Annotated in this window: 24 protein-coding genes and 2 tRNA genes; 9 read left to right on the forward strand and 17 right to left on the reverse strand. The window is 39.5% G+C overall.

Features of this window, described 5'->3' with window-relative positions; all coding sequences use genetic code 11:
* Window positions 1-4: 4 nt before the first annotated feature.
* From B3E92_RS03940 to B3E92_RS03955, 4 genes are all read right to left on the reverse strand, one after another.
* Entirely contained in the window at window positions 5-532 is a 528-nt protein-coding gene (locus B3E92_RS03940) for an adenine phosphoribosyltransferase (protein ID WP_046676245.1), read from the reverse strand.
* Entirely contained in the window at window positions 519-1,481 is a 963-nt protein-coding gene (locus B3E92_RS03945) for a helix-hairpin-helix domain-containing protein (protein WP_070560859.1), read from the reverse strand. The genes B3E92_RS03940 and B3E92_RS03945 overlap by 14 nt, the downstream gene beginning before the upstream one ends.
* 106 nt (window positions 1,482-1,587) lie before the next feature.
* Window positions 1,588-2,892, reverse strand: coding sequence for an efflux RND transporter periplasmic adaptor subunit (locus tag B3E92_RS03950; RefSeq protein ID WP_070560902.1), 1,305 nt, complete (start codon window positions 2,890-2,892; stop codon window positions 1,588-1,590).
* A 22-nt stretch (window positions 2,893-2,914) separates the two neighbouring features.
* Complete coding sequence (locus B3E92_RS03955) at window positions 2,915-4,294, reverse strand: TolC family protein (RefSeq protein WP_159332923.1); 1,380 nt, start codon at window positions 4,292-4,294, stop codon at window positions 2,915-2,917.
* 114 nt (window positions 4,295-4,408) lie between these two features.
* Here B3E92_RS03955 and B3E92_RS03960 point away from each other — a divergent pair, with 114 nt between their 5' ends.
* Window positions 4,409-4,960, forward strand: coding sequence for a polysaccharide deacetylase family protein (locus tag B3E92_RS03960; protein WP_376746068.1), 552 nt, complete (start codon window positions 4,409-4,411; stop codon window positions 4,958-4,960).
* Here the strand turns inward: B3E92_RS03960 and B3E92_RS03965 are convergent.
* The 4 genes from B3E92_RS03965 to B3E92_RS03980 form a co-directional block, all read right to left on the reverse strand.
* Window positions 4,957-5,754: a DUF4249 family protein gene (locus B3E92_RS03965; protein WP_112374687.1), complete on the reverse strand. Its 798-nt coding sequence runs from the start codon at window positions 5,752-5,754 to the stop codon at window positions 4,957-4,959. The two genes, B3E92_RS03960 and B3E92_RS03965, sit on opposite strands and share 4 nt — an antisense overlap.
* Before the next feature lie 6 nt (window positions 5,755-5,760).
* Window positions 5,761-8,085 (reverse strand): TonB-dependent receptor, encoded by a 2,325-nt coding sequence (locus tag B3E92_RS03970; RefSeq protein WP_286895468.1) that lies wholly within the window; start codon window positions 8,083-8,085, stop codon window positions 5,761-5,763.
* Window positions 8,086-8,221: 136 nt separating this feature from the next.
* Window positions 8,222-9,148 (reverse strand): alpha/beta hydrolase family protein, encoded by a 927-nt coding sequence (locus tag B3E92_RS03975; protein ID WP_312743373.1) that lies wholly within the window; start codon window positions 9,146-9,148, stop codon window positions 8,222-8,224.
* Complete coding sequence (locus tag B3E92_RS03980; RefSeq protein WP_286710506.1) at window positions 9,135-10,034, reverse strand: hypothetical protein; 900 nt, start codon at window positions 10,032-10,034, stop codon at window positions 9,135-9,137. Before B3E92_RS03980 ends, B3E92_RS03975 begins: the two co-directional genes overlap by 14 nt.
* 39 nt (window positions 10,035-10,073) lie before the next feature.
* On the opposite strand from B3E92_RS03980, the gene B3E92_RS03985 reads away from it, so the two are divergent.
* On the forward strand, window positions 10,074-10,967 hold the full coding sequence (locus B3E92_RS03985; protein ID WP_286895469.1) for a DUF4377 domain-containing protein: 894 nt from the start codon (window positions 10,074-10,076) through the stop codon (window positions 10,965-10,967).
* Window positions 10,968-11,221: 254 nt separating this feature from the next.
* A complete protein-coding gene (locus tag B3E92_RS03990; protein ID WP_139144861.1) occupies window positions 11,222-12,175 on the forward strand; it encodes a glycoside hydrolase family 43 protein in 954 nt (317 codons plus the stop codon).
* Between the two features lie 82 nt (window positions 12,176-12,257).
* Here B3E92_RS03990 and B3E92_RS03995 read toward each other — a convergent pair whose 3' ends face one another.
* Window positions 12,258-14,477 carry an NADP-dependent isocitrate dehydrogenase gene (locus B3E92_RS03995; RefSeq protein WP_046676239.1) on the reverse strand — a complete coding sequence of 740 codons (2,220 nt, stop codon included), beginning with the start codon at window positions 14,475-14,477 and terminating at the stop codon, window positions 12,258-12,260.
* Window positions 14,478-14,750: 273 nt separating this feature from the next.
* Here B3E92_RS03995 and B3E92_RS04000 point away from each other — a divergent pair, with 273 nt between their 5' ends.
* From B3E92_RS04000 to B3E92_RS04015, 4 genes are all read left to right on the forward strand, one after another.
* Window positions 14,751-15,590 (forward strand): aldo/keto reductase, encoded by an 840-nt coding sequence (locus B3E92_RS04000; RefSeq protein ID WP_286895470.1) that lies wholly within the window; start codon window positions 14,751-14,753, stop codon window positions 15,588-15,590.
* Between the two features lie 170 nt (window positions 15,591-15,760).
* A complete protein-coding gene (locus tag B3E92_RS04005; RefSeq protein ID WP_286895471.1) occupies window positions 15,761-16,609 on the forward strand; it encodes a helix-turn-helix domain-containing protein in 849 nt (282 codons plus the stop codon).
* Between the two features lie 84 nt (window positions 16,610-16,693).
* Window positions 16,694-18,034 (forward strand): TolC family protein, encoded by a 1,341-nt coding sequence (locus B3E92_RS04010; RefSeq protein WP_112374681.1) that lies wholly within the window; start codon window positions 16,694-16,696, stop codon window positions 18,032-18,034.
* Window positions 18,035-18,141: 107 nt separating this feature from the next.
* Window positions 18,142-18,777, forward strand: a complete 636-nt coding sequence (locus B3E92_RS04015; RefSeq protein ID WP_046676237.1) for an HdeD family acid-resistance protein — start codon at window positions 18,142-18,144, stop codon at window positions 18,775-18,777.
* 51 nt (window positions 18,778-18,828) lie between these two features.
* Here B3E92_RS04015 and B3E92_RS04020 read toward each other — a convergent pair whose 3' ends face one another.
* Complete coding sequence (locus tag B3E92_RS04020; protein WP_115048508.1) at window positions 18,829-19,470, reverse strand: peptidylprolyl isomerase; 642 nt, start codon at window positions 19,468-19,470, stop codon at window positions 18,829-18,831.
* Between the two features lie 219 nt (window positions 19,471-19,689).
* Here B3E92_RS04020 and mgrA point away from each other — a divergent pair, with 219 nt between their 5' ends.
* Window positions 19,690-20,721 carry an L-glyceraldehyde 3-phosphate reductase gene (gene mgrA, locus B3E92_RS04025; RefSeq protein WP_204991172.1) on the forward strand — a complete coding sequence of 344 codons (1,032 nt, stop codon included), beginning with the start codon at window positions 19,690-19,692 and terminating at the stop codon, window positions 20,719-20,721.
* A 101-nt stretch (window positions 20,722-20,822) separates the two neighbouring features.
* Here mgrA and B3E92_RS04030 read toward each other — a convergent pair whose 3' ends face one another.
* The 7 genes from B3E92_RS04030 to B3E92_RS04060 all read right to left on the reverse strand — a co-directional run bounded on the left by B3E92_RS04030 (window position 20,823) and on the right by B3E92_RS04060 (window position 24,824).
* On the reverse strand, window positions 20,823-21,350 hold the full coding sequence (locus B3E92_RS04030; protein ID WP_070560882.1) for a DUF1697 domain-containing protein: 528 nt from the start codon (window positions 21,348-21,350) through the stop codon (window positions 20,823-20,825).
* A 9-nt stretch (window positions 21,351-21,359) separates the two neighbouring features.
* Window positions 21,360-21,662, reverse strand: a complete 303-nt coding sequence (locus B3E92_RS04035; protein WP_112374679.1) for an MGMT family protein — start codon at window positions 21,660-21,662, stop codon at window positions 21,360-21,362.
* Between the two features lie 127 nt (window positions 21,663-21,789).
* Window positions 21,790-22,284 carry a hypothetical protein gene (locus B3E92_RS04040; protein ID WP_286895474.1) on the reverse strand — a complete coding sequence of 165 codons (495 nt, stop codon included), beginning with the start codon at window positions 22,282-22,284 and terminating at the stop codon, window positions 21,790-21,792.
* A gap of 284 nt (window positions 22,285-22,568) precedes the next feature.
* The gene (locus tag B3E92_RS04045) at window positions 22,569-22,778 is read right to left on the reverse strand and encodes a hypothetical protein (protein WP_112374677.1); all 210 of its coding nucleotides are present in this window, start codon (window positions 22,776-22,778) and stop codon (window positions 22,569-22,571) included.
* Complete coding sequence (locus B3E92_RS04050) at window positions 22,768-23,607, reverse strand: class I SAM-dependent methyltransferase (protein WP_286895476.1); 840 nt, start codon at window positions 23,605-23,607, stop codon at window positions 22,768-22,770. The genes B3E92_RS04045 and B3E92_RS04050 overlap by 11 nt, the downstream gene beginning before the upstream one ends.
* Before the next feature lie 555 nt (window positions 23,608-24,162).
* Window positions 24,163-24,250, reverse strand: a tRNA-Ser gene (locus tag B3E92_RS04055).
* Between the two features lie 55 nt (window positions 24,251-24,305).
* Window positions 24,306-24,824 carry a YceI family protein gene (locus tag B3E92_RS04060; protein ID WP_046676084.1) on the reverse strand — a complete coding sequence of 173 codons (519 nt, stop codon included), beginning with the start codon at window positions 24,822-24,824 and terminating at the stop codon, window positions 24,306-24,308.
* Window positions 24,825-25,010: 186 nt separating this feature from the next.
* Between B3E92_RS04060 and B3E92_RS04065 the strand changes: the two genes are divergently transcribed.
* Window positions 25,011-25,084: transfer RNA gene (locus tag B3E92_RS04065), tRNA-Arg, on the forward strand.
* The last annotated feature ends 64 nt before the right edge of the window (window positions 25,085-25,148 follow it).

The following is a 25,148-nucleotide window of genomic DNA, read 5'->3' on the forward strand; positions in this document are numbered from 1 at the left end:
AAAATTAATAACTTACCAATGAAAAGATATTATCACTGAACCTAGATAACCGTCCTTTCGCTTTAAGGAAATCCAAAGAGATAATAAAACTGTAGGCGACAATCTCCCCACCAAGTCGTTCAATAAGTTTACTGGCGGCAACGACGGTACCCCCTGTCGCTAAAAGGTCGTCGTGAACCAATATACGGCTTCCTTTTTCAAAAGCATCTTCATGGATTTCAATGGTTGCCTGGCCGTATTCCAGTGCATACGATTCAGATACGGTTTTAAAAGGCAATTTACCTTGTTTTCGGATTGGAATAAAAGGCAAGCCCAGCCTATTGGCAAGTAAAAATCCAAATAGAAAACCCCGACTCTCAATTCCAGCAATAGCATCTATCTCTATGCCTTGCAATTGATCAATAATCGCATCAACCATTTCGCTACACAATGCCGCATCTTTCAACAAAGGGGTAATATCTTTAAAGACAATACCAGGTTTAGGAAAATCCACAATATCCCGGATTTCCAGTTTCAATTTATCTTGAATCATTCTCAAATATTAAATAAGGCGCAATCTTCGCAATCGCAAGATCTGAAAGTGTTCCTATTTTTGTCAAGTCCTCAATATTGACATAACTTCCATGCTGATCCCTATAATTGACGATTAGTTTCGCATCTTTAGGGCTAAGATACGGATGTTTGGCCAATGAATTTGCATCAAGCTTATTAATATTGATTTTTTTGATTCCATCTAAATTGGCTACAACAATATAGTCTTTAATCTGGTCATAGGTCTCGGCTGTAACTCCATAAACCTCCTTTAATTGTTCTATGCGGTAGAATCCACCAAGAACCTCTTTATATTTCAAAATGCGTTTGGATAGAACCGAACCTATCCCTTTAAGACTGATTAATGCTGTGGTATCACAGGTATTAATATCGATAAGCTCGGCTTTATTTCTTTCAAATTTATCGTAAAGCAAAGGCGCTTTATTTTGTTGTTTTGTTCGCGCTGAATCAGGCATTGTTTTGATTTGAATGTAGGGCTCTAATCTGTTGTAAAGTCGGCCATTGATCGAGTAAATTTTCTTCAGATCGGTTTTTACCCTAAACCTTCCACCTTTTTTTTCATAGTTTTTCAGGACCGCAATCTGTTTATCAGAAAGCCCCAACTTATGCCAATCAGCGTGTGGTAAATTGTTTGGATCAAAATAGAATAGTTTGGTCTCTTCCAAAACCGAATGTTCAGATATTGCCCCCGCGCTTTTGTCTTTAGTCGAATAGGTTGCCTCGACCTCCTGTTTGTTTACCGGACCAGAGACCTCAAGAGAGTCATGAAAGGATTGTTCAAATAATTTGGCCTGATTGGGAATTGGATCGCGCGTATTGCTTTTAATCAAAGCATAGATCGTCACAAACAACACAATGATTACCAAAATAATGAAAAACCCATTTTGTTCTGTTTTATTAAATTTAAAATAAGCCAATAGCCTCTTCATAAGCCGCTAAAAATTGGGATATCTAAATTTAATAAATTATAAGGAAAATAAAAAGGGAATTATTAAAAACAATTCCCTTTTTATTAATTATTATCTACAAAGAGATTTATAACTTTGACTTGTCCACTTTTTCAACTTGGCTACCATCCTTTAAAGTTTTTGAAATAGCATCAAATGGCCGAGAGACCACTTCATCCCCTTTTTTCAGCCCTGAGGTAACGATGATATTTTTATCATCCTGAATACCGGTCTTTACCAACACCTGCTTAACCGTTTTATCTTTTAGGACAAATACATACTCCTCCACTTTCTTATTTGTATTGGTAGAATCTTTATCATCAGAACGCACAGTTACCGATTGAATCGGAACAACCAGCCCTTTATCATGTTTTGTAAATATCTGAACGGTTGCTGAAAGCCCTGGCTTAAATGGCGATGCAACGTTCTCTTTCATCAAGTCCTGATACGATTCTGCACTGATGCGCACTTTTACATTAAAATTTGTTACCTGATCTGTCGATGATGTCGTCGTCGTTGTTGTTGCTATATTTTTAGACGAGCTAGCAATTTCCGTCACAACACCTTTAAACTTCCTATCCTTAAAAGCATCGACTTCGATCTCAGCTTGATTCCCTACCCTTACATTATTAATATCATTTTCATTTACATCGACATTAACCTCCATCGAGCTCATATTGGCTATACGCATAATTTCTGTACCTGCCATCTGCGCCGTTCCAACAACACGCTCTCCCTTTTCGATAGACAAGAGCGAGATGATACCATCTGAGGGCGCATAGATTGTCGTCCGATTCAAATTATCCTGTGCTTCTTTTACTGACGCTTGTGATTGATCAATGCCATATTTTGTCGAACGTACCGTTTCCCTTTGTGCTTGGATAGAAGCCTGTGCAGCAAAATATTCGGCAGAACTTTTATCCATTTCTGAAGCAGAAATAACACGTTTTTCGAAAAGCTCCTGATTCCGTTTATAGGTAGCGGCAACATTTTTGAAGTTTTCTTCTTGTTGTTTTAATTGCTGTTGTGCAGCTGCGAGATTGGCCCGCTGTGAATTCATTGCCGCAACCGAACGATCATAACCAGACTGCAAAATATCAGGTTTGATGCGACAGAGCACCTGTCCTTTTTTAACAAAATCACCTTCTTTAATGTTAAGCTCAACAACCTCGCCAGATACCTCCGAACTCAACTTAACCTCCACCTCAGGCTGAATCTTCCCACTCGCAGAAACTAATTCATCGACATCGGCCTCCTTTACGACATCTACAGCGACTTTAGTAATCTCTCCCTTTCCAAACCAGCCAGCTTTAAAACCTATGAAGCCAAGGACCACCAAGAGCACTACGATGATCAGTATAATTTTTCCAATGCTACGTTTTTTCTTTGCCATTTCTTTTGTTAGTTCAAATAGATTAATTGTTATCGAATTGAATTGGATTTCCAAGGTAATAATCGATGATCTTCGATCTGAATATTACGTTATATTTTGCTTGAATAAGGTCAAATTCGGCCTTATTTCGTTCTGTTTGAGCTGTAAACAATTCCAGTGAATTCGCCATACCAATATCATAACGCTCCTTTGTTGCCTTGAATGCTGTTTCAGCACTTTCAAATGCTACAGTAGCCGAGCTATAGCGTTGTTTGGCCGCATTCACATCCAATACAGCCTGATTAACCGCCTTGTTTAAGTTATTTTTTGCCAACTGCTCGGATGCCTCCGCCTGTTTCAAACCAATCTTTGCCTTGGCCACATTCACTTTATTCTGATTTCTCGAAAAAATTGGAATGGCCAGTGATAAACCTGTGAAAAATGACTTATTATCCGATACTTGCTGGCCAAAGGGCACTCTAAAAAGAGTTGCAGGATCTAAGGGATCGGTTTGTCTTGTCGTTGCAGAGGAGTAATTCGTTCCATAACTCACATTCAGATTGAGTGTAGGATAATAGCCTCCCTTCGCGATATCGATTTGTTTCAATGCCACCTCTTTATCCAATGCAGATTTGTGAATATCGGGCTGTAAGGTGAGCGCTTTTTGGTAAACATCCACGGCATTCTTATCCACTGCATGAACCAATATGGCTTCCAGACTCGGGCGTTCCAAAGAAATAACGGTTTCAGGAGGCATTTCCATCAACTGCTTCAAGGTCAACAAAGACATTTCGTATGAATTTTTTAGATTAACTTTGTTCAGTTCATTTGTGGCAACCTGATTTTTTGACTTAGCAAGATCGGCAATTGTTTTATTACCAACTGCAAATTGGATGGAGTCCAAAGAAAATTGTTGCTTTGATAAAGCAATCTGATCTTCACTGGCAACCATCATCTCATGATTGGTAATTGCTTCCAAATAATTCACCAACACATTGAGCACGAGATCATTCTTGATCTTATCTACCTGAGTCGCTGTAGACTCCAGTTGCAATTTATTCGCTTTGATCTGATTGACCTGCTGAAAACCCTGAAATAAGTTGACACTAGATCCCACGGAGCCACTGGTTCCTTTTGTCCAAGTGTTATTAACGATTCGTCCAGAAGTTAAATCGAAACCAAAACCATAACGGAAACTTTGATCCACAGTAGCACTCAGGTTTGGCAACAAATTACTTTTTGCCTGAAACAGGTCCTGCTCAGCAAGATCTTTGTTCAGGGCCGCTTGCTTTATCTGTACGTTCCGTTCCAATGTCATACGAATGGCCTCGGCCACCCCCACAACCTGTTGGGCTTGAACCAAAACATTAGTTCCAAGAAATAACCCAGTAAATACTACTGCAGAATAATAAAATCTTTTCATGTCCATATGTAGAACCATACATTTTTTTTTAGATTTGAACTTCATTTATCGGTTATGTATTTTGTCAAATCTCCATTTTTCCTTAGATGGCTATATCCCAAATCAATATGGAACATGCCACGTCATGAAAAAAAAGTCTATCTTACTTTTGACGATGGTCCAATTCCTGAAATTACACCTTTTATACTCGATATCCTAAAAAAATATCAGGTGAAGGCAACATTTTTTTGTGTTGGTGAAAATATTAAAAAAAATCCACATTTGTTTCAACGAATTTTAGCGGAAGGACATCAGGTGGGCAACCATACTTACAATCACCTCAAAGGCTGGGAGACAAATGATGAGCAGTATTTGGCAAATGTTGCAAAATGCCAGGAACTGACCCAAACCGATCTTTTTCGCCCGCCTTATGCCCGAGCAACAAAATCCCAACTCCGTCAACTCTATAAAAAATACCGTGTGATCATGTGGGATATTATGTCGGGTGATTTTGATCCGAATTTAAGTCCCCAGAAATGCCTCGAAAACGTTTTGCCCAACATTAAAAATGGCTCTGTTATTATTTTTCATGATAATATCAAAGCCATTCCCCGTGTCGAATATGTTCTCCCTAAAACAATAGAATTTCTATTAAAAAATAACTATCAGCTTTCGAGAATAGATTAAGGTTTACTTCTAGCAAACGTCACCTCAGATTCATAATATTTACCTACACTGACACTGAAATACCCCAATGCATTGTTGCTTAAATTTGAAATCGGATTAGATGGCGAAGCCGAACCAGGATTAATCATTTGAAAACTATTCCAGTAATTGTAGGCACCTACATCGATACATTGACGTAGGATACGCACACGATCACCAACTTTCAAATCTCTATCGCGGTCGACAATATCATGCTGCACCTCTAAGCCATTGTTATACTTATCGTTAAAGACATCAATAAAACGTAGTTTACCTCCATTCACCGACATCTTATACTTATAATAATTCCCTTTTTCCGGGGGGTCAACAAATACGAGAGTTGGATAATAAATGGTATCAGTAAAAATAATGCGCTGTGAAAGCCCTATAGAATCCACATCCACATAGCTGGGAACCTTTGATACCCCTTGGATCTCCCTTCCATCAGCGGTCTTTACCTGCAACTGGTAAGTGACCTTCTCCTGTAACCGTAATGTCTTATTGGTATACAGCCCGTCAGCCCCCGCTTGAAACGTATAAGTGCGATTATTTTGCATATTCTTAACGATCACTTCTGCATCTGTTATCGGAGAAAACAGCGAGTCTTTAATACTTACAACCTGCTGTATACTAATCTCATGCTGTTGATCCGAAACCATCAAATCTGCGGTGATAACCAATTGACCTGTATTTTCGGGCAGTTCCAAATCTATTTTGTCTTCGCAGCTCCCTAAAGTAAATAATGCAACAGCTATAACTCCTAATATCTTCTTCATACTTTGCTAAAATTTAAAATTCCACGTAATCGATGGTATCGCTCCAAATAATGCTATCCGATAAATCTCGGTGACATTGGATTGTCCTTCTTTTTCTCTAAAGTCGATCAAATAGGCATTTTTTCGGTTATAGGCATTGTAGAGACCAAACGACAAGCTCGAGTAGCTATTCTTTGTTCGCTTAATATCATAAGTTGCTGCCAAATCCAGGCGGTGATAAGCTGGCATCCGCTGCCCATTTCTTTTATCGTAATAGAAGATCGTACGATCGTCAACAAAATATTTCCCCGCGGGCATCGTTACGGCGTCACCTGTATAGTAGACAAAATTGGCGCTCAAATTCCACTTCGGATTTAACTGATACTGCGCCACAAAGGCTATATTATGGGTTTTATCCTGCCGCGCACTAAACCACGCACCATCATTGATCTGTTCAAATTGGCGCTCACTTTTGGATAAAGTATAACTCAGCCAGCCGCTAAATCGCCCCAGTCTCTTTTTCAGAAACCATTCAATGCCGTACGCTCTACCTTTTCCAAACAGCAATTCCCCTTCCAGCAATTCATTTGCCTGTAGATCGGCGCCATTCCTATAGTCAATCTGGTTCTTTAAATCTCGATAATAACCTTCAACAGAGAATTCATATCTGTTGGATGCAAAATTCCGAAAGTAACCCAGCGAATACTGATTGGATAACTGCGGCTTAATTGTATTATTGCTCAGTACATATTGATCGGTAGGAAGACTGCTGGTCGTATTACTCAGTTGATGCAAATACTGAACATTGGTATTAAACGAAGCCTTTACCGTTGTCAAATCATTGATCGCGTAGTTTAAGGAAATGCGAGGCTCCAGATAGACGTACTTTTTACCCAACTTGCCATTTCCTACATAGGTAGAATCCACGGCCTCGCCAGCAGGATCGAAAGTATAAAATGTTCCCGGTCCCAATGCCGCGTAAGCGGATGCTCTCAGTCCAAAGTTTAATTTTAAACGGTCGGTAACTGACCAGTCATCGGTTAGATATGCAGCAACATCAACACCCTTACGATGTTGAATTTGCAATGAATTCACCTTCGAATCTTCCCCCGCTTCGATACTTGCCGGTCGGATTTCCTGCAGGGCTGCCTGCAATCCAAATTTTAGATTGTGACGGTCCGAAAGATTGTACTGAAAATCTTGCTTAAAATTGTAATTAAAGATATCTGAGCGGATCTTAAAGTTATTATCATCCTCAATCTTAACCTGATAATTGAATTTACTAAAAATAAGCGTAGTATTGCTAAACAACCTATTGCTCCAGACATGGTTCCAACGCATGGTTCCAGTCGCATTTCCCCAATTGAAATCAAACAAATCATGATAAGCCATTGCATCCTTACCGAAATATCCAGACAAGTAAAGTGTATTCTTATCATTGATGCGATAATTAAACTTTGCATTGAGGTCATAAAAAAAGAGCGCACTCTTCTTAATATTCTCATCACTTGAAAGTTTTAAGAAAAGATCCGCATAAGTACGTCTGCCGGAGATCATAAATGAGCTCTTGCCTTTTTGAATAGGTCCTTCCAATTTAAGACGCGAGGCGATAAGCCCCAAGCCACCTTCTACGTTGAAGTGCTGATTGTTTCCATCCAAGGTGGTTATTTCCATAACCGACGAAATTTTACCCCCATATTGAGCCGGAACCCCACCCTTGTAGAAATTCACGTCTTTGATCGCATCGGAATTAAAGGTCGAGAAAAAACCGAACAGATGGGAACTGTTATAGACAGGAGCCTCATCCAGCAAAATCAGGTTTTGGTCGCCACCACCACCACGCACATAAAAATTGCTGCTTCCTTCGCCACCACTGGTTACTCCTGGAAATAGCTGAATGGTCTTGAGAATATCTTTTTCTCCAAATAGTACAGGGACTTTTTCGATTTCTTTAGGGCTAAACTGCGTAAGCCCAGGCGTTAGATCCTTTATTGATTTGCGCCTATTTCCGGTCACGGTAACCTCGGCGAGCTGATTTTCCTCAGGTACCAACTGAATAATATAAGTGGAGTCCTTATCCAGATAAACAGAAAATCCTTTTGTTCGATAGCCTACCGACGATACTTCTATCCCTTTGCTGCCATCACGGACAGACAAGCTAAAAAAACCATATTTATTTGACGCAGTGGATTTTTTCTCCGCATCGTTTCGTATCACGGCACCAATAATATTCTCACCGCTGATACTGTCCCTAACAAACCCCGAAATAGATTTAGACTGTTGACTATACGCTTGCTGCGCGCAGAACAAAATGGAAGAAAGACAAAAAACAACCTTTATAGGTTTAAACATAATCAAGTGAAGTCAAAATTTTGCTGAAAATAATAAAAAAGCCTTACAATTTGTAAGGCTTAATAATAAGTTTATAATTTGTTAGTTAAGGTCTCTGTTTAACAAAAATAGCATTTTATTCATTTATGCCAAATATTTATCCATTTTTCTTTTCACTTTTCTTCGCTTGATCAAAATATCCCTTAAAAAAAGCCATTTGATAAACAATTGACCGAGACCAGTACTCCCAATTGTGTCCACCTTCACTTGTAACAAAGGTATGATTTATATTATGGTACATCAATTTATCATGCAGCGCAACATTCACCGTGTAGAAAAAATCTTCCTTACCGCAATCGATGATTAAGCGAAGTTTATTATTGATTAATTTGGGAACCATATTCATAACAACACGATCGTCCCATTCTTGCGGTACATCAGCATAATTCCCTATGCGATCTTTAATTTCCCAATTTAGGGGGAAAGGTCTAAAATCTACCCCACCGGCCGTACTTCCTGCAGCGCCATAGCTATCCTGATGTTTTATGGCCAGCGAGAGCGCGCCATGCCCACCCATACTTAACCCCGTAATAGCCCTTCCGCTCCGATCTTTGATCGTTGAATAATGCTGATCTACATAATCGATCAGCTCTTTGGACACAAAGGTTTCATATTGGTAGTTTTTATCGTTCGCGATGTCCCAATACCAGCTTCCAAAACCGCCATCGGGACAAACCACCATATAACCATACTGATCTGCCAATGCGCTTACACTTGAATTTTTAACCCAATTGCTATAATTACCGGAATAACCATGCAATAGGTAAAGGACGGGATAATTGATTTTGCTCGAGTAATTTTGCGGTAGAATTACAACTGTCTTAATTGCTTTACCCATAGACGGGCTCTGAATGGACAGGGTATCAACTTTGGCAGCATAGGAGTTCGTGAGTGTGCATAAAAATAAAGTGAATGCAATTAACAGCTGTCTAATACCGGCCAGACAAAATAGGCCGCTTTTGATAGGATCGGTTTGATGAAAATTATGCATCGAATAACTGAAAATAGGTCTAGTGTTTATCATAAATGTATTGATTTCTTTCAAAGAAATAAAGATAGGATTTTAAACCAAATGGACGCTCGCTAATTGTATAAAATCCAGTTCCATTGCTATCGAAAGCTATTGCTTCCCCCTGCGGCTCTACCTGATAAGGCAGAATAGCTGGCTTTCGTTGCAATACCTGCTTCCAGGATTCACTTCGGTTTCTCTGCCAATAGAAAATATGGGTAATATTCTTTACAAGCAGTTGTGTACCTGTCTGATCTATAGCAGAAGCCGTAGCAAAAGTAAATGGCAGCTCTGCTATCCTATTTAAGGTAAAATATTGCTGTTTAACATTTGTAAATACAGCGGCGCTATAAACAGTCGATCGAAATTCACGTTTAGATATAACATACAACATGTTGTCAATTGGATCAATCATAATCGATTCGGCATCTAACCGTTGCTGGCCGGGAAATTTAAGAAAGATAGCCCGAATGGACTTCTTCGGAATAAGCCCAGGATCATCGGCCTGAGGCTCAGGAAATACATACAGGCATGTCCAGGTTCTTTTCCCGGCGTTGTTTCCGATGTCCGCGAGGACGAGAAAATAGGTATCTCCAATTTTCACCCGATCGATATCCTCACAGTCGACGACAGAGACTCCTTCAAGTGAAAATTTTTTCAGTAGTTTGGCCTGACGATCAATTAAATAAATAGTTGCACCGTCACCACTATCATTGTGTACCCAAAAATTACCCTCCTGATATGCCGGTGTAATACCCGACACTTCCTTCAATTGTGGATCAGTCAGTTCCCCAAGAGCAATTTGCGTTTTAAAATAATCCTTCCTATTTTGGCTGTACACCTGCAAACTTAACAGCGAAAATATAAACAGCAGGCACAGATTCAATCGTGCAATATTCATGTTTAAAGATACGTTTTTATTGATATTTACATTCCAATTATGAAGAAGCTTTCCACATACAGTTCATTACTCCTTCTTTTAACACTCTTATTTCCTTGTCACAGCCTACTCGCGCAGAATTCTTCATTTCGTGTAAAAGTAAAATCAGGTCTTCGACAAACACCCCCCTATCTTGTCAAGTACTACAACAGCAAAGATTGGGAGAAATTCAATACCGAGATACGCCAATTTGATTATGATCCCAAATTTGAATATGACATCAAGATCCTCAAACGTCAAAACGGTTCACGTCCAACATACAGCTTAGCCAAAACGATCACAAAATCATTATCGGAAGAGACGGCCGTAGACACATGGGAAGTTGGAGAAAACTACGTAAATGCTCAGAACCTTGGTAAATTGAAGTGTCTGCAGATAAAATCTGATAAAAAAAATAAATGGGAATACCTCGCTGCAACCATTCAAGGTTTCGATTACCAAGAGGGCTACCGTTACCGCATTCGGGTAAAACAAACGAAACAAAAAGATACAGAGACCATCAGATACAGCTTAATTGAAGTTGTCTCAAAAGAACGTACAAATGAACTGCCCAGTGTGGCCGCATTTCTGGCTCGTTTTAAATGGAATTTACTTCAGTTAAATGGAAAGGATGTCACCGACAGCAAATCAAGCATCGGGTTCGATGCCCGAAATGGCACGATTACCGGAACAACGGGATGCAACAATTTTTGGGGAAATTTCACTATTAAAGGGGACAAAATCAGCTTTATACACCTAGCAAGCACCATGCGTGCCTGCAATGGCCAAAATATCGAAAATGACTTTTTCCAAATTTTTGAACAAAAACAAATTCAATTTGACATAGCCGAACAAACCTTAAATTTATACAACGACAGAAAACTAGTCATGATTTTTGGGTTAGAGCGGGAATAAAAAAACACCCAAAGTCTGGGAGACTTTGGGTATCTTAGCCATATTATTAACCTATTTTATGAAAAGTATTTATGCCATTTGGAAATGACATAAACAAATATGTGAAATAAATCGGAAACAATCGAAAGCACAATAATATTTTAACAAAATTTTAACATTTCAAAAAATAATGAGATAAATGAGCATAAAAATGATTCATTTTGACTCATTCCGATCCATATTTATCCTGTATCTTACAGGTTTAAACCGATACAATGATTAAAACATTTTTAACATCAACAGCCTTACTTTTAACCGCGACACTTTTTGCCCAGAAGAACCCTGTCATCAAGGGAAACTATGCCGATCCTGAAGGTATTATCTATGGCAATAAATACTGGATATTCCCGACCTATTCGGCACCTTATGAAGAGCAGATATTCTTCGACGCGTTTTCATCTTCCGACTTGGCCACCTGGACAAAACATAGCCGTATCTTGGAGAACAGCAACGTTAAATGGGCGAAAAAAGCCATGTGGGCACCTGCAGTATTGGAAAATAAGGGTAAGTATTATCTGTTTTTCGGAGCCAATGATGTGCATCAGGGAGAGATCGGAGGCATTGGGGTCGCTGTGGCCGACAAGCCAGAAGGCCCTTATACCGACCTATTGGGCAAACCCTTAATCAACGATATTATCAATGGCGCTCAGCCGATAGATCAGTTTGTTTTCAAAGATAAAGACGGTACTTTCTATATGTATTACGGCGGTTGGAAGCACTGCAATATGGTCAAACTGAAACCTGATTTCACAGGCTTGCTCCCTTTTGATGACGGGACCTTTTACAAGGAAATCACCCCTAAGGATTACGTCGAAGGACCATTTATGTTTATAAAAGATGGAAAATATTATTTCATGTGGTCGGAAGGTGGCTGGACAGGCCCCGACTACAAAGTCGCTTATGCCATCGCCGACTCGCCCTTTGGCCCTTTTGAGCGCATCGGGACAATATTGGAACGGGATCCGGAAGTCGCTGTTGGCGCCGGACATCATTCAGTCATCAAAGTGCCCAACAAAGACAAGTATTTTATAGTCTACCACCGTAGACCACTTGGCAAAGATGGAGCCAATGAGCGCGTCACCTGTATCGAAGAAATGAAATTTGACAAAAATGGACATATCATACCTGTTAAGATGACCTTTACAGGTGTCAAGTATCCATTAAAATAGCAAAAATACTCGTTTTTGCAAACAACAAAAGAAGCCCAGATCAATCGAACTGGGCTTCTTTTTTTATGAAAACAATTACCGCTTAAATGCTAGAAATTGCATTATTTAATGTTTCAGATGGACGCATTGCCTTAGCAGCCAATTCATCATTCGGGAAATAGTAACCGCCGATGTTTTGTGCATGCCCCTGTGCAGCGATCAGTTCTTCATTGATTTTCGCTTCATTATCTGTCAACACCGTTGCAACAGTTGCAAATTTCTCTGCCAATTCAGCATCTTTTGTCTGTGCCGCCAAAGCCTGAGTCCAGTATAGTGTCAAATAGAAATGTGATCCGCGATTATCAATCTGACCAACTCGACGTGCCGGAGATTTATCGTTCGCTAAGAATTTTTCTGTTGCTTCATCCAAGGTCTCCGCCAATACAAGCGCTTTTGGATTATTCTGTGTTTGAGACAAGTGTTCCAAAGAAGCACCAAGCGCCAAAAATTCACCCAATGAATCCCAACGCAAGTAACCCTCTTGAAGGAATTGTTCTACGTGTTTCGGAGCCGAACCACCAGCACCTGTTTCAAATAAACCACCACCATTCATCAATGGAACAATAGACAACATTTTAGCTGATGTACCCACTTCTAAGATCGGGAATAAATCCGTCAAATAATCACGCAACACGTTACCAGTTACTGAAATGGTATCTTCGCCCTTGCGAATACGTTCCAAAGAGAATTTCGTCGCATCAATCGGAGATAAAATACGAATATCCAAACCAGTTGTATCAAAGTTTGGCAGGTATTTTTCTACTTTTTTGATGATTTCTCTATCATGTGCACGGTTTTCATCTAACCAGAATATAGCTGGAGTTTCAGATAAACGAGCACGATTCACAGCCAATTTCACCCAGTCTTGAATTGGTGCATCTTTCGTTTGACACATACGGAAGATATCACCTGTCTCCACTTTTTGCTCCATGAAAACATTTCCTGCAGCATCAACCACGCGAATAACGCCGTTTCCTGCAGCTTGAAAAGTTTTATCATGAGATCCGTATTCCTCAGCTTTTTGCGCCATCAAACCTACGTTTGGCACAGAACCCATTGTTTTAGGATCTAAGGCACCATGCTCCTTACAGTCTTCAATTGTAGCTTCGTAAACGCCAGCGTAACAACGATCAGGAACCATCGCAATAGTATCTTCTTCTTGACCGTCTTTATTCCACATTTTACCACCAATACGGATCATTGCTGGCATAGAAGCGTCAATAATAACATCAGAAGGCACGTGGAAATTTGTAATGCCTTTATCCGAATTTACCATCGCTAAAGCAGGGCCGTTTGCGATAGCAGCGTCGATAGCAGCTTTCACTTCAGCCTCTTTTGCATGGCCCGCGATTTTAGCATAAACCTCACCTAAGCCGTTATTTTTATTGATACCCAGCTCTTTGAATAAATCGCCATATTGCGCAAAAACATCTGCAAAATAAGTTTCAACAACAGCACCAAAGATAATCGGATCAGAAACTTTCATCATTGTTGCCTTTAAATGTGCAGACAACAATACCCCTGCCGCTTTCGCTTCAGCGATAGCATCTGCTACAAAAGCTTTCAATGCTGTTAAACTCAACGTTGAAGAATCAATAACTTCACCCGCTTTCAATGGCGAAAGTCCTTTTAATTCTGTTACTGCACCTTGCTCATCAACAAACTCAATTTTAAATTGGCCTTCATTTTCTACGGTTACAGACTGCTCTGAGCCATAGAAATCACCTGAAGTCATTGACGCAACCTTTGTTTTAGAATCTTTCGCCCAAGCACCCATTTTATGTGGGTTTGCTTTTGCATAGTTCTTAACCGCTTTAGGCGCACGGCGATCTGAGTTTCCTTCACGCAATACAGGATTTACCGCAGAACCCAATACTTTGGCATATTTCGCTTTAGCTGACTTTTCCTCTTCTGTTGTCGCTTCATCAGGATAGTTTGGAACAGCGTAGCCTGCTTGCTGTAATTCAGCGATAGCACCTTTTAACTGCGGAATCGAGGCGGAGATATTCGGTAATTTAATGATGTTTGCTTCAGGAGTTGTTGCCAACTGACCCAACTCAGCCAATGCATCAGCAATTTTTTGATCTTCTTTTAAAAATTCTGGAAAGCTAGCAAGAATACGGCCTGCTAAAGAGATATCTCTCAATTCAACATCGATATCAGCTGTAGCTGTAATCGCTTGAACGATAGGCAAAAACGAATAAGTCGCTAATAAAGGAGCTTCATCTGTTTTTGTCCAAACAATTTTTGATTTGTTTGACATAGTAATCTATTAGAAATATGTTTAATTTTTAATGCTATGTGAAATCATTGAAAAATCTGAATTTCTCAAAAATTCGCCTAAAGATAAGAATAAATGCCATAATTAACGAGGAATTGCACCCCTTTTGACAATAAAATTGTGAAAATAAATATATTTTGGCAATACAGAATAAGTCGCCCCTCCTCTACCCAAAAGTATTTCCTCTTGACATTTCAGTGACCAGATACTACAGGCGAAATCCTATTTTAGCTCAACATAAAAACACGACTTACAATGAAAACATTCAAATTGAACAATGGAATTGAAATTCCGGCAATTGGATTTGGAACCTGGCAAATTCCTGAGGGCGACGAAGCTTATCAGGCAGTTAAAGAAGCACTTGCCGCTGGGTATACACATATTGATACTGCGGCCATATATGGCAACGAAAAAAGTGTTGGAAAAGCGATAAAAGACAGTGGTATCGATCGTAATTCGCTGTTTATTACAACAAAACTCTGGAATACCGAGCGTGGATACGATAAGACTATTGCTGCATTCGAAAAATCGCTCAGCGCTCTACAATTGGATTACCTTGATCTTTACCTGATTCATTGGCCTGCCAACGAAACGCAATTTGCAAACTGGTCTGACATCAACGCCGATACCTGGCGGGCTTTTGAGCAGCTGTACAAAGAGGGGAAAGTTAGAGCGATCGGCGTGAGTAATTTCCCCAAAGACTACCTCGCCAAATTATTGGAGTCAGCGACAATCATCCCTGCAGTGAACCAAATTGAATTTCATCCGGGTTACCTTCAGCAAGATACTGTGGCACTCTGCCAATCCAGTGACATCCTTGTTCAGGCTTGGTCACCCCTGGGTTCGGGCAGAATATTACAGGATGAAACACTCGTTGCTTTGGCTAAGGAAAAGAATACTAGTGTTGGACAACTCTGTATCAAATTTGCTTTATCTCAGGGTATCTTGCCGCTGCCAAAATCAACCAATCCCGATAATATTAAAAGAAATTTAGTGATCGACGATTTTGAGCTGACAGCAAGCGATATCAAAACTATCCTCGATTTACCTGAAATGGGGTTTTCCGGATCGGACCCTAAAAAAGTCGCTTTTTAAAGGTGATAATATAGGATTGATGGAGTCGCTCTTGGGCTGCTCCTCCAATCTTATATTGTTGAGCTTCCAGTACCAAAGAAACTGATTCTCGTTTCCTGAATACATTTAACATATTTTACTACCGTAGTGACCAAGTTGCCTAAAATATTCCGTACCTTTTCATTGAAAAAATGAATGAAATAGAACTTATAGATCAATCGGAATTTCCTGCGAAGGGAGAAGACTACTACTATCACCCCTTATGGACGACGTGTATACTGCTGTATAGAGGCTCTATGCAGGTCAATAGCAATGGTACGCCCACCGACCTTCAAGCCGGTAACATCCTGTTTATCGGATACAATAAGTACTATAGCTTTACGACAATCAGTACCAATGCTGTTTTTAAAATACTCCATTATGACAGGAATTTTTCCAACCGAATACGCTTGTCAATCAGTCGGTACGATGCTTATCGATTAATTAATTCCAACCGCTCCACACCCTTTACTCCTGCCGCCAACGATTTTGAAGCTATTTGGACATTGTTAACCACTTTACATAGCAACCGTAAAAAACCAATCGATCTGAAGAAGGATTTCCTCCAAAAAGCCAATATCAATATTTTTATGGCGATTATCTACCTTTTGGCCGATGTGATCTATACTGCTGGTGAAAGCTCCGGAAAGGCACGCAACAAGAGAAAGGAAGAAATTACCGTCCATTTTTTACAACTTATCGCCGATCACTACAAAACGCAGCGCGATCTCGCATTCTACGCCGACCGCCTCCACATCTCCATCAAATACCTGTCGATCAGCGTCAAGGAGATTACACAAGAATCGCCCTCGGAAATTATCAGTAACTGGCTAGTCACAGAAGCTAGAGCGCAGCTCACCATTTCTACCAAAACAATCAACCAGATCTCACAAGAGTTTAATTTTTCAGATCAATATGCTTTTAGCAAGTTTTTCAAAAAACATGTCGGCATAACACCTAAGCTATTTCGTGAACAACAGGTAAATCTTGTTACCAATTGAACATCATAAAGCAGTAATCAAACATTTCTTGTCACCCCAGGGCATGCTAACTTTGTAGCACATATATAAACAAAGTTAAATACCATGAATACAAAGTCAAGAGCCCGAAAAATAGGTTTTTACTTGACGTTATGCTTCTTTACATTCTTTTGCAATCAAACATACGGTCAAGACAGCATAAACAGCCGAAAAATATCAATTGAAAAACTGTTCGAACTTGCTATCCATAACCACCCAAATCTTATTGTTTCGGCGTCGGCCGTAAGTATCGCCCAACAAAAAACGGAAGTTGCAAAATTAAGAAGGCTTCCCGAAATCAGTGCTTCAGCATCGGCTTTTTACCTCGGCAACGCTGCGTTGATCGACAAAGACCTTTCGGGGTCGGAAAAAGTCCCTTTACCCCATTTCGGTAACAACTATGCATTGGAAGCGAAAGAACTTATCTGGAAGGGCGGTGTCGTAAAAAATAGCATCAAAGCATCCTCGCTGGGCGAAGAACTGGCTGAATTGGACCATAAGAATGAAGAACAGAACATTAAAATTTTGGTTTTAGGCTATTACCTTGATCTATTTAAACTGAAAAATCAAGAAGCTGTCTACAATCAAAATATTGAGCTTGCGCACAAGAGACTGGACCTGACGGAAAAATTATATAAACAGGGCATGATCACCAAAAATGATGTTATCCGCAACCAATTGCAAATATCCGAGTTGGAGTTAGCCAAAGAGGTGATTCAGAATAATCGGAAAATCCTGAATGACGAGCTTATAGTCGCATTAGGGCTACCGGAGGGCACAGTAATTGAGCCGGATGACAAACTATTAAACAGCAGCTTTCAGCTGGCAGACCTCGCGAGCTTAAAACAAGACGCTTACGTTTCCAGTCCCGGTCTACAACTTGCGGCCAAGGAAACCGAACTTTTACTGACAGAAAAGGCTATTACAAAATCAGAGCGATCCCCTGCCCTCAGCCTATTCGCGGGAAACAGTCTTGTGAAACCTATCACCAATGTGATGCCGGTGATCGACAAGTATATGAATACCTGGAATACCGGTATCTCCCTGAATTATACGATTTCTTCCATCTACACGACAGGAAAAAAGCTTAAACTAAATGATCTACAAATTGAAAAGAACGAAAAATACACAAGTGCTCTGAAACAAAAAACCAGCGTCGCTGTTAATACTGCATACATTAAATACAATGAGGCCTACTCACAACGCAAGACGCTGGAGTACAATAAAGCTCTTGCAGATGAGAACTATCGTATTATTGAGAAAAAGTACTTGAACCAATTGGCGTTGATCGTCGATATCATGGATGCTTCAAACTCAAAACTTGAAGCGGAATTGAAATACACAAATGCTGAAATCAATATTGTGTATGCATATTACAAACTTTTAAAAGAGACTGGAAAGATCTAGTACATTTTCCTTTTGCCTAATTTAATCAGTTTTATATATGTAAGGCCTCATTAAGTAATTAATGGGGCTTTTTTATCGACAATACTGCATCATCTTAACTCATTATTATGGCAAATTCATTTTTTAAAACAATCAGATCATCCATCAAGCACTGGTATATTCCATTGATTATCGGCATTCTATTAATTCTTTTGGGGTTCTATACCATTTACACACCTGTTGCCGCATTTCTCACATTAGCGATTCTATTTTCATGGTCATTTATTATTTCCGGTATTTTGGAAATTATCTTTGCCGTGCAGAACAAAGATGAAGTGGACGGTTGGGGTTGGTACCTCACCGGAGGGATTCTTTATACCCTATTCGGCATATTACTGATTGCCAACCCGTTGCTTTCAGCCAGCACGTTGGCGTTTATTGTAGGCTTTTATGCGCTCTTTAAATCCTTTCAGTTGCTATCCTTTTCTTTTGACCTCAAAAATTACGGCAGTAAATCTTGGGGCTGGAATTTATTATTTGCCATTTTAGGCATTATTTTCAGCTTTATCTTACTTTGGAATCCGCTATTTGCAGGTTTTTCGCTGGTCATATGGACCGGAATGGCCATAAGTACGGTGGGCTTTGCAGCCTGTGTCTTTGCATTTCAGCTGAAAAGTCTCAAAGACATCCCGAGCAAGCTGCCAGACGAGTGGAAAGAGCGTTATCAGAAGCTTAAAGAAGAATTTGATCAACACCGCAAATAGAAAAAGGGCTTAATTGCCCTTTTTTTATCAATATTGCTCCGACTGTTAAGTTTATTTACTTATTTCGACAATCTTAAAAGGCACATTATGAAGTGGAAAATCTTGTTTATCCGTCTTTACCCGACTGATTTTCATGATCACCTCTAATCCCTCATAAATCTCGCCAAAAACGGTAAAATCGTGATCAAGTCTTGGCTGTCCGCCACGAGCCAAGTACTCCTGACGTTGTGCTGCAGTATATTTTATCCCTTTCTTCAATTCCAGACTATCCAGTTCTGCTGCCGTGATTTTCTTTCCGACCACGAAATAGATCTGATTCAAAAAAGATGCTTTTGCGGGGTTTCCATCCCGTCCTGCACCCAAGGCACCTATTTTATGATACGCCCGGTCATCGAACTCTGCCGCCAATCGCGGTTTTCTATGAAGAGGATCTGCCGCCTCACGTTTTTCAATATCGATATCATGCTCTCCGCCCTGCACAACAAAATTTTCGATAATGCGATTAAACAATGCTCCTTGATAGACCGTATCCCGAATAGATCGCAACATCAAATCGCGATGATTGGGGGTATAATCATAAAGTACAACTTTAAAATCGCCAAAATCAGTCTTGAAAAGTAAATGTTTTGATTGGGCATAACAATTCCCCAATACAATAAAAACAAAGCTTAGGATGGTTAGAATTTTCCTCATCGTATGAATTAATCGTTTTCTTAGATTTCATATAAAAATACATTAAATTTCGATTTTTGAAAGACATTGAGCGGCAGTTTTCCAAATGCTCTCGAAGAATATCTGTACAGGATACTTTCAAAACTTTTCCTGCACTAAAAAATTACAGCCATGGTATGGAATTAAAACTTGCAAATAAGCGTAAATTTATCTTAGTTTGGATTAAAACTATTCAAGACTATGCAGTATACAGCAAATCCAGACCGATATCAAGATATGATCTATAATCGTTGTGGTCAATCCGGTCTTCTATTGCCTGCCATCTCATTGGGAATGTGGCATAATTTCGGTGACGACACAGCCCATCAAACGAAAGTTGATATTTGCACAACAGCGTTTGACCTGGGAATTACCCATTTCGATCTCGCAAACAATTATGGTCCGCCTGCAGGAAGTGCCGAAAGGGCCTTCGGACAAATATTAAAAGAACAATTTTACGGTTTACGCGATGAGATGATTATTTCATCAAAAGCGGGATATCACATGTGGAATGGGCCTTACGGAGAATGGGGAAGCCGTAAATATGTGATATCAAGCTGTGAGCAATCACTTAAACGCCTGGGTATCGATTACGTCGATATTTTCTATTCACATCGTTTCGACCCCAATACCCCCTTGGAGGAGACCATGCTGGCGCTAGATCAGCTTGTCCGTAGCGGAAAAGCGCTTTATGTCGGTATTTCATCCTATAATTCGCAACGCACAAAAGAAGCCCATGCAATCCTGAAATCATTGGGCACACCTTTTATTATTCATCAGCCTAGCTATTCTATGCTAAACAGATGGGTAGAAACCGATGGCTTGCTCGATACCTTGGATGAGATAGGCATTGGTTCTATCGTCTTTTCCCCTTTGGCACAGGGCATGCTCACCGATAAATATTTACAGCATATCCCCGAGAATAGCCGTGCGGCGCAATCCAAATCACTTCAGACAAAATTTCTGAATGAAGAAAATCAAAAGAACATCCAGGCCTTACATGCAATTGCACAGCGTAGAGGGCAATCACTGGCACAAATGGCTATAGCATGGGTTTTACGCAAGAAGCAAGTTACATCGGCGCTAATTGGCGCCTCAAGACCACAACAGGTCATTGATTGCGTGGGTGCGCTGAAGAATCTGACGTTTAGCCCGGAAGAAATTCACGAAATTGATCTTTATGCAAAAGACGGCCATATTAACATCTGGGCTAAATCGGCTGAGATTGATTAAGATCAATGCCATAAAAGTTTTCATCCGAGGAACTACTTCACGCATGGCTGAATTCCATAAACTAAAAACGAGCCCGGATAATACCGGGCTCATTCCGTTAATTAACCCATTTTTTTCAATATCTTTTCAAAGGTGTTGATATTCCGGCTTGTCATCTTATCTTTCAGATTCTTTTTCCCCAACACCTTTCCGAAGCTGGAATCCAAGGTATTGCCCTTGGGTACGCGCCAATAAAAGACCGTATCGACAATTTCTCCCTTCTCTCCCGGCACATGTGTCGAATTGCTGAATTCATCCATCAGTATTGTTTCGACACCTGTTGTCCCTACAAAAGCATAGACATGGAAGTCTGTATGTATTTCAAAAGGAATATTTGCCTGCAGCAATTCCACTTCTTCCTGTGATCGGATGAACAAAAAAGCTTCATAAGAAAAATATGCCGACATGGAATCCTCTAGTAACTGCTTGAGCGAGGCGGGCGCTTTGTCCGACGAAAAAACAATATTTCCAGAAGCCAGTACCGAAGTAACGTCCGTTACACCGGCGTCCTTAAAAACCTGACTGACATCTGACATCTTCATATTGGTTCCCTTCACATTGACGCCGCGTAGAAAAGCACAGTATTTCATAGTATTACATTAATCGATTATTTCGTCCATCGGATCCCAAAACAGCTTTCTAAAGTCCTTGATCCGTAAATTATTGACAACAAGCCCCTCGGCTTCAAGCCGTTCTTGAAATTCAGGCACTGCGAGCGTGCCGCCACTGGATACAACACGGTGGGCGGGTACATCACTGGGACATCCTCCCATAGCCTTTCCGACATGTCGCGAATGATTTGGATAGCCCAAGGCTTTTGCTATCGACCCATAGGTCGTCACTCTTCCTTTCGGAATCAGCTTTGCAACCTCATATACCTGCTGTTTGAATTGCTCATCCATGGTAATTTATATTTTATTTGCCTTGATTATACATGTCAAAAAATTTTCTTTCGCTATTTCTACAGCAAAAAAGGAAAGTAAACTAAGTTACAAAAAGCTACTATAAGCTGTACAGTCTTTAGTTGATTCAATTGTCTAATTTTTTGTTTCCATATGCTTGTGGGGGAAAATATTCTTCCAATTGTCTATATACACGATTCCAGCTAGGGTTATCGTCAGCATTCAGTTTTACATATTGCCCCTTTTTTGTTGTAATGCTTATTTTTATATCTATTCCGTCGTATGGCTGACGCGATTCCTCTTCTTTAGCGGTAATAAATTTTTCCAAATCAATTTTATCCAATAACAAGTTCCATTTATCTTCCGTGTTGACATATGATTTTAGGGTACTCTGCGCTGTATCAATTGCAGAAAACAGACAATAAATACTATCTCTTGTTATCTTCATCGTATAACCTTTTGAAGGTGTTACTGTAAATCCGCCAACCATAGAAATTGACACTGCTGTAATCTCATCTTTAGTATTTTCTGCCGTCACCCGATGTGAGTTATGGGTACAGCTTTCTCCTAAGAATAGCTGTCCGACCAAAAGTGAGAACTGTAGGATCAATTTTCCGCCCATATCTTGTTCCTTTAAACGTTAATAAGTATATAATCAAAAAAAAAAAACGTTATCTGTTGTCAACAGACAACGTCTTTTGCTGCTTTCCTAATTTACAAAAGTTATTAGGATTTCGCGCTCCCAATCGCTATATTCCTTACGTATCAAATTGATCCCTCGAAATACAATCTCAGCGTAAAATCCACCAATAAGCAAAGCCGCAATTATCGTCATGACGAGCCTTGCCAGACTAAAGGCAACACAGACTATTGCAGTAACAGCTCCTAGGAAAAATACATTAGCGGTTAATTTTTCTTCATTCTCTTCGCTCTTTTCGTCGGGCTGTAATTGCAGGATCTGATTGCTGTATATTCAATTTTATATTCAGACAAAAGCTGTACAATTATTTCGTTGGTTTCGTTTTCGTTCAATCCCATTTTTTCTCCGAGATCAATTTCGTTTAGTTGACCATCATTGTCTATTAGTGCCCAGTAATATTTGTCTTTATTTTCCATGGTTATATGTTTTTTGTACCGCTATCATCATATGTGGGCTGAACGGAAGAAGGCAGCTATCATTTTCAGTAATTTGAATAAGCTCCATGAGTACTCTCCGCCGTTGGTAGTTCTGCATATTGGCAAAAAAGTCTTTGTCCAACCATGCCATACCTTCAACTGCGTACGTATTTAAATAGGTTAATTGTTGATTTAAAAATTCATTCTTTAATTGTTCGGGCCTATGATAAAATGCTTCTGCTAAAAGCCAAGGGAAATCAGGGGGCGGATTATGTTTGCTAAGTGTTAGTTCTTCCTTACACATTTCAAAAAATGACTTTTTGTGGATTAACCCATTTAAAAGACCTACCAAAGTGGATGCAGTATAATTAATGGCAAAACCCAATATAACGCCGTTGTTTTTCAAAACTCGTTTGGCTTCACAAATGGTTAAATCCCGGTCCTCTTTCTCTTGAAGATGATAAAGTGGACCGTGTAGTATAATAAGGTCGGCATAATTATTTGAGAACTCTAATTTTCGAGATTCTCCTTTGTGCACAGCAAATTTGTTTTTCAATTTATTAGCTCTGTCGCGGGCTATTTTTAAATGTTTTGTAACGGGCTCTACCAAATGAACTCGATGTCCTTTCTTTGCAAGCCATTCCGAATACTTCCCTGTGCCACCACCGATATCAATTATGGTTAATGGTGAAGAGATGATGTATTTTTCAATAAGTGATTTTATTCTTTCAAACTCAAATACTCCCATTCCCTTATCAAGTCTGGTTTCTTCCGATACTTTATCGTAGAATAACTCTATTTCTCTACTTATTAATTGTTTACTATTCATTATATTCCTTGTATAATAAGCATTTTAAATGCTATAACATCGTAAAATGATAAACCAATCGATTTGATAATCAATTTTTCGGTTGTGATTTAATAAAATATGGGGATACAATTATCTGTGCACTGAAAGTCAAAAGATTTCATGCAGTTATAGCTCTTTTTCGAGCATGTCTTTTTTAGTTAAGACGCAGATAATATGTTAGATATAGTATAACAGACTACAAAGATAGATTTTTTTTCTACCTATTCATTTCTTTAGATGAATTTCTATGATGCCCTTTGCTCCTGACGTACAATTCAATATTTTTACATTTAATCGAACCAAAGATTCTTTAAGTCAAGTCGTTAAGCAGATTTACATGTTGATTATCAATTGTTTATACTGAATTTCGTGGCACATTTTTTCAAAACTCCAATGTGCCACGAATGTGCCACAAAAATTATGAGTGTTTTTGAAAATTTTAGTAATTCCCATAAACAAAAAAATCCTGCAAATCATTGATTTTGCAGGATTTATCTATTTTTTAGTGCTTTTTAAAAACTTTAAATTTGCACCTGGCGGAGAGTGAGGGATTCGAACCCCCGAACCTGTGACAGTTAACGGTTTTCAAGACCGCCGCATTCGACCACTCTGCCAACTCTCCGCGACAAAAGTACGAATTTTCACACTCCCACCAAATTTTATTTTATATATTGCGCTTATTGAGCTTTTATAAACTGAATATCAGCACTAAATTTTACTTCGTCACTTACCATTACCCCTCCTGTTTCCAACGCCGCATTCCAATTAAGGCCAAATTCTGAACGTTTGATTTTGCCTTCTACAATAAATCCAGCTTTCGTATTTCCCCAAGGATCTTTTTGGATACCCGCAAATTCCAAGTCGAAAGACACCGGTCTAGAAACGTCACGAATTGTCAAATTTCCCTTAATTTCATTATTCTCCAAGCTCGTTGCTTCAAATGTAATTGCTGGATATTTCTCTACATCAAAGAAATCTGCACTTTTTAAATGACCATCACGTTGCTCATTACGTGTATTAATCGATGCCGTGTCAATAACAACTTTCGCAAGGGCATTTTTAAAATCTTCGCCCTCGGCGTCAACATCTATTTTAAAACTGTCAAAGTTTCCTTTAACGTTTGTAATCATCATGTGTTTTACTTTGAATTCTATCTCGCTATGTGCAGCGTCTAGTTCCCATTTTCCTTGTGCCATAATTTTATGTTTTTTTCTATTTGTTTAACAACACAAAGTTAACAGCAGTTTTATTCAATTTGTTTGACCTAGATCAATAAAATAATCTTATTGAAAAGCAATCAGTTATTGAAAAACCACAAAAAAAAGTCAGTGATATTTTGGAAATATAACACAAATGTCTACTTTTGCATTACCGAAAACGACGCGCCAATAGCTCAGCTGGATAGAGCATCGGTTTTCTAAACCGACGGTCTCAGGTTCGAATCCTGATTGGCGTACTTAAAAGCTCCTCTGTATGACACAAAGGGGCTTTTTTTATACGTATCCGTCCTACCAAGTACA

It is taken from the genome of Sphingobacterium sp. UBA6317 (assembly GCF_002440385.1).
Classification (GTDB): domain Bacteria; phylum Bacteroidota; class Bacteroidia; order Sphingobacteriales; family Sphingobacteriaceae; genus Sphingobacterium; species Sphingobacterium multivorum.

Coding starts and splice junctions, on each gene's coding strand:
- B3E92_RS03940 (WP_046676245.1), bottom strand. CDS start 532: ATGATTCAAGATAAATTGAAACTGGAAATCCGGGATATTGTGGATTTT.
- B3E92_RS03945 (WP_070560859.1), bottom strand. CDS start 1,481: ATGAAGAGGCTATTGGCTTATTTTAAATTTAATAAAACAGAACAAAAT.
- B3E92_RS03950 (WP_070560902.1), bottom strand. CDS start 2,892: ATGGCAAAGAAAAAACGTAGCATTGGAAAAATTATACTGATCATCGTA.
- B3E92_RS03955 (WP_159332923.1), bottom strand. CDS start 4,294: ATGAAAAGATTTTATTATTCTGCAGTAGTATTTACTGGGTTATTTCTT.
- B3E92_RS03960 (WP_376746068.1), top strand. CDS start 4,409: ATGCCACGTCATGAAAAAAAAGTCTATCTTACTTTTGACGATGGTCCA.
- B3E92_RS03965 (WP_112374687.1), bottom strand. CDS start 5,754: ATGAAGAAGATATTAGGAGTTATAGCTGTTGCATTATTTACTTTAGGG.
- B3E92_RS03970 (WP_286895468.1), bottom strand. CDS start 8,085: ATGTTTAAACCTATAAAGGTTGTTTTTTGTCTTTCTTCCATTTTGTTC.
- B3E92_RS03975 (WP_312743373.1), bottom strand. CDS start 9,148: ATGATAAACACTAGACCTATTTTCAGTTATTCGATGCATAATTTTCAT.
- B3E92_RS03980 (WP_286710506.1), bottom strand. CDS start 10,034: ATGAATATTGCACGATTGAATCTGTGCCTGCTGTTTATATTTTCGCTG.
- B3E92_RS03985 (WP_286895469.1), top strand. CDS start 10,074: ATGAAGAAGCTTTCCACATACAGTTCATTACTCCTTCTTTTAACACTC.
- B3E92_RS03990 (WP_139144861.1), top strand. CDS start 11,222: ATGATTAAAACATTTTTAACATCAACAGCCTTACTTTTAACCGCGACA.
- B3E92_RS03995 (WP_046676239.1), bottom strand. CDS start 14,477: ATGTCAAACAAATCAAAAATTGTTTGGACAAAAACAGATGAAGCTCCT.
- B3E92_RS04000 (WP_286895470.1), top strand. CDS start 14,751: ATGAAAACATTCAAATTGAACAATGGAATTGAAATTCCGGCAATTGGA.
- B3E92_RS04005 (WP_286895471.1), top strand. CDS start 15,761: ATGAATGAAATAGAACTTATAGATCAATCGGAATTTCCTGCGAAGGGA.
- B3E92_RS04010 (WP_112374681.1), top strand. CDS start 16,694: ATGAATACAAAGTCAAGAGCCCGAAAAATAGGTTTTTACTTGACGTTA.
- B3E92_RS04015 (WP_046676237.1), top strand. CDS start 18,142: ATGGCAAATTCATTTTTTAAAACAATCAGATCATCCATCAAGCACTGG.
- B3E92_RS04020 (WP_115048508.1), bottom strand. CDS start 19,470: ATGAGGAAAATTCTAACCATCCTAAGCTTTGTTTTTATTGTATTGGGG.
- mgrA (WP_204991172.1), top strand. CDS start 19,690: ATGCAGTATACAGCAAATCCAGACCGATATCAAGATATGATCTATAAT.
- B3E92_RS04030 (WP_070560882.1), bottom strand. CDS start 21,350: ATGAAATACTGTGCTTTTCTACGCGGCGTCAATGTGAAGGGAACCAAT.
- B3E92_RS04035 (WP_112374679.1), bottom strand. CDS start 21,662: ATGGATGAGCAATTCAAACAGCAGGTATATGAGGTTGCAAAGCTGATT.
- B3E92_RS04040 (WP_286895474.1), bottom strand. CDS start 22,284: ATGGGCGGAAAATTGATCCTACAGTTCTCACTTTTGGTCGGACAGCTA.
- B3E92_RS04045 (WP_112374677.1), bottom strand. CDS start 22,778: ATGGAAAATAAAGACAAATATTACTGGGCACTAATAGACAATGATGGT.
- B3E92_RS04050 (WP_286895476.1), bottom strand. CDS start 23,607: ATGAATAGTAAACAATTAATAAGTAGAGAAATAGAGTTATTCTACGAT.
- B3E92_RS04060 (WP_046676084.1), bottom strand. CDS start 24,824: ATGGCACAAGGAAAATGGGAACTAGACGCTGCACATAGCGAGATAGAA.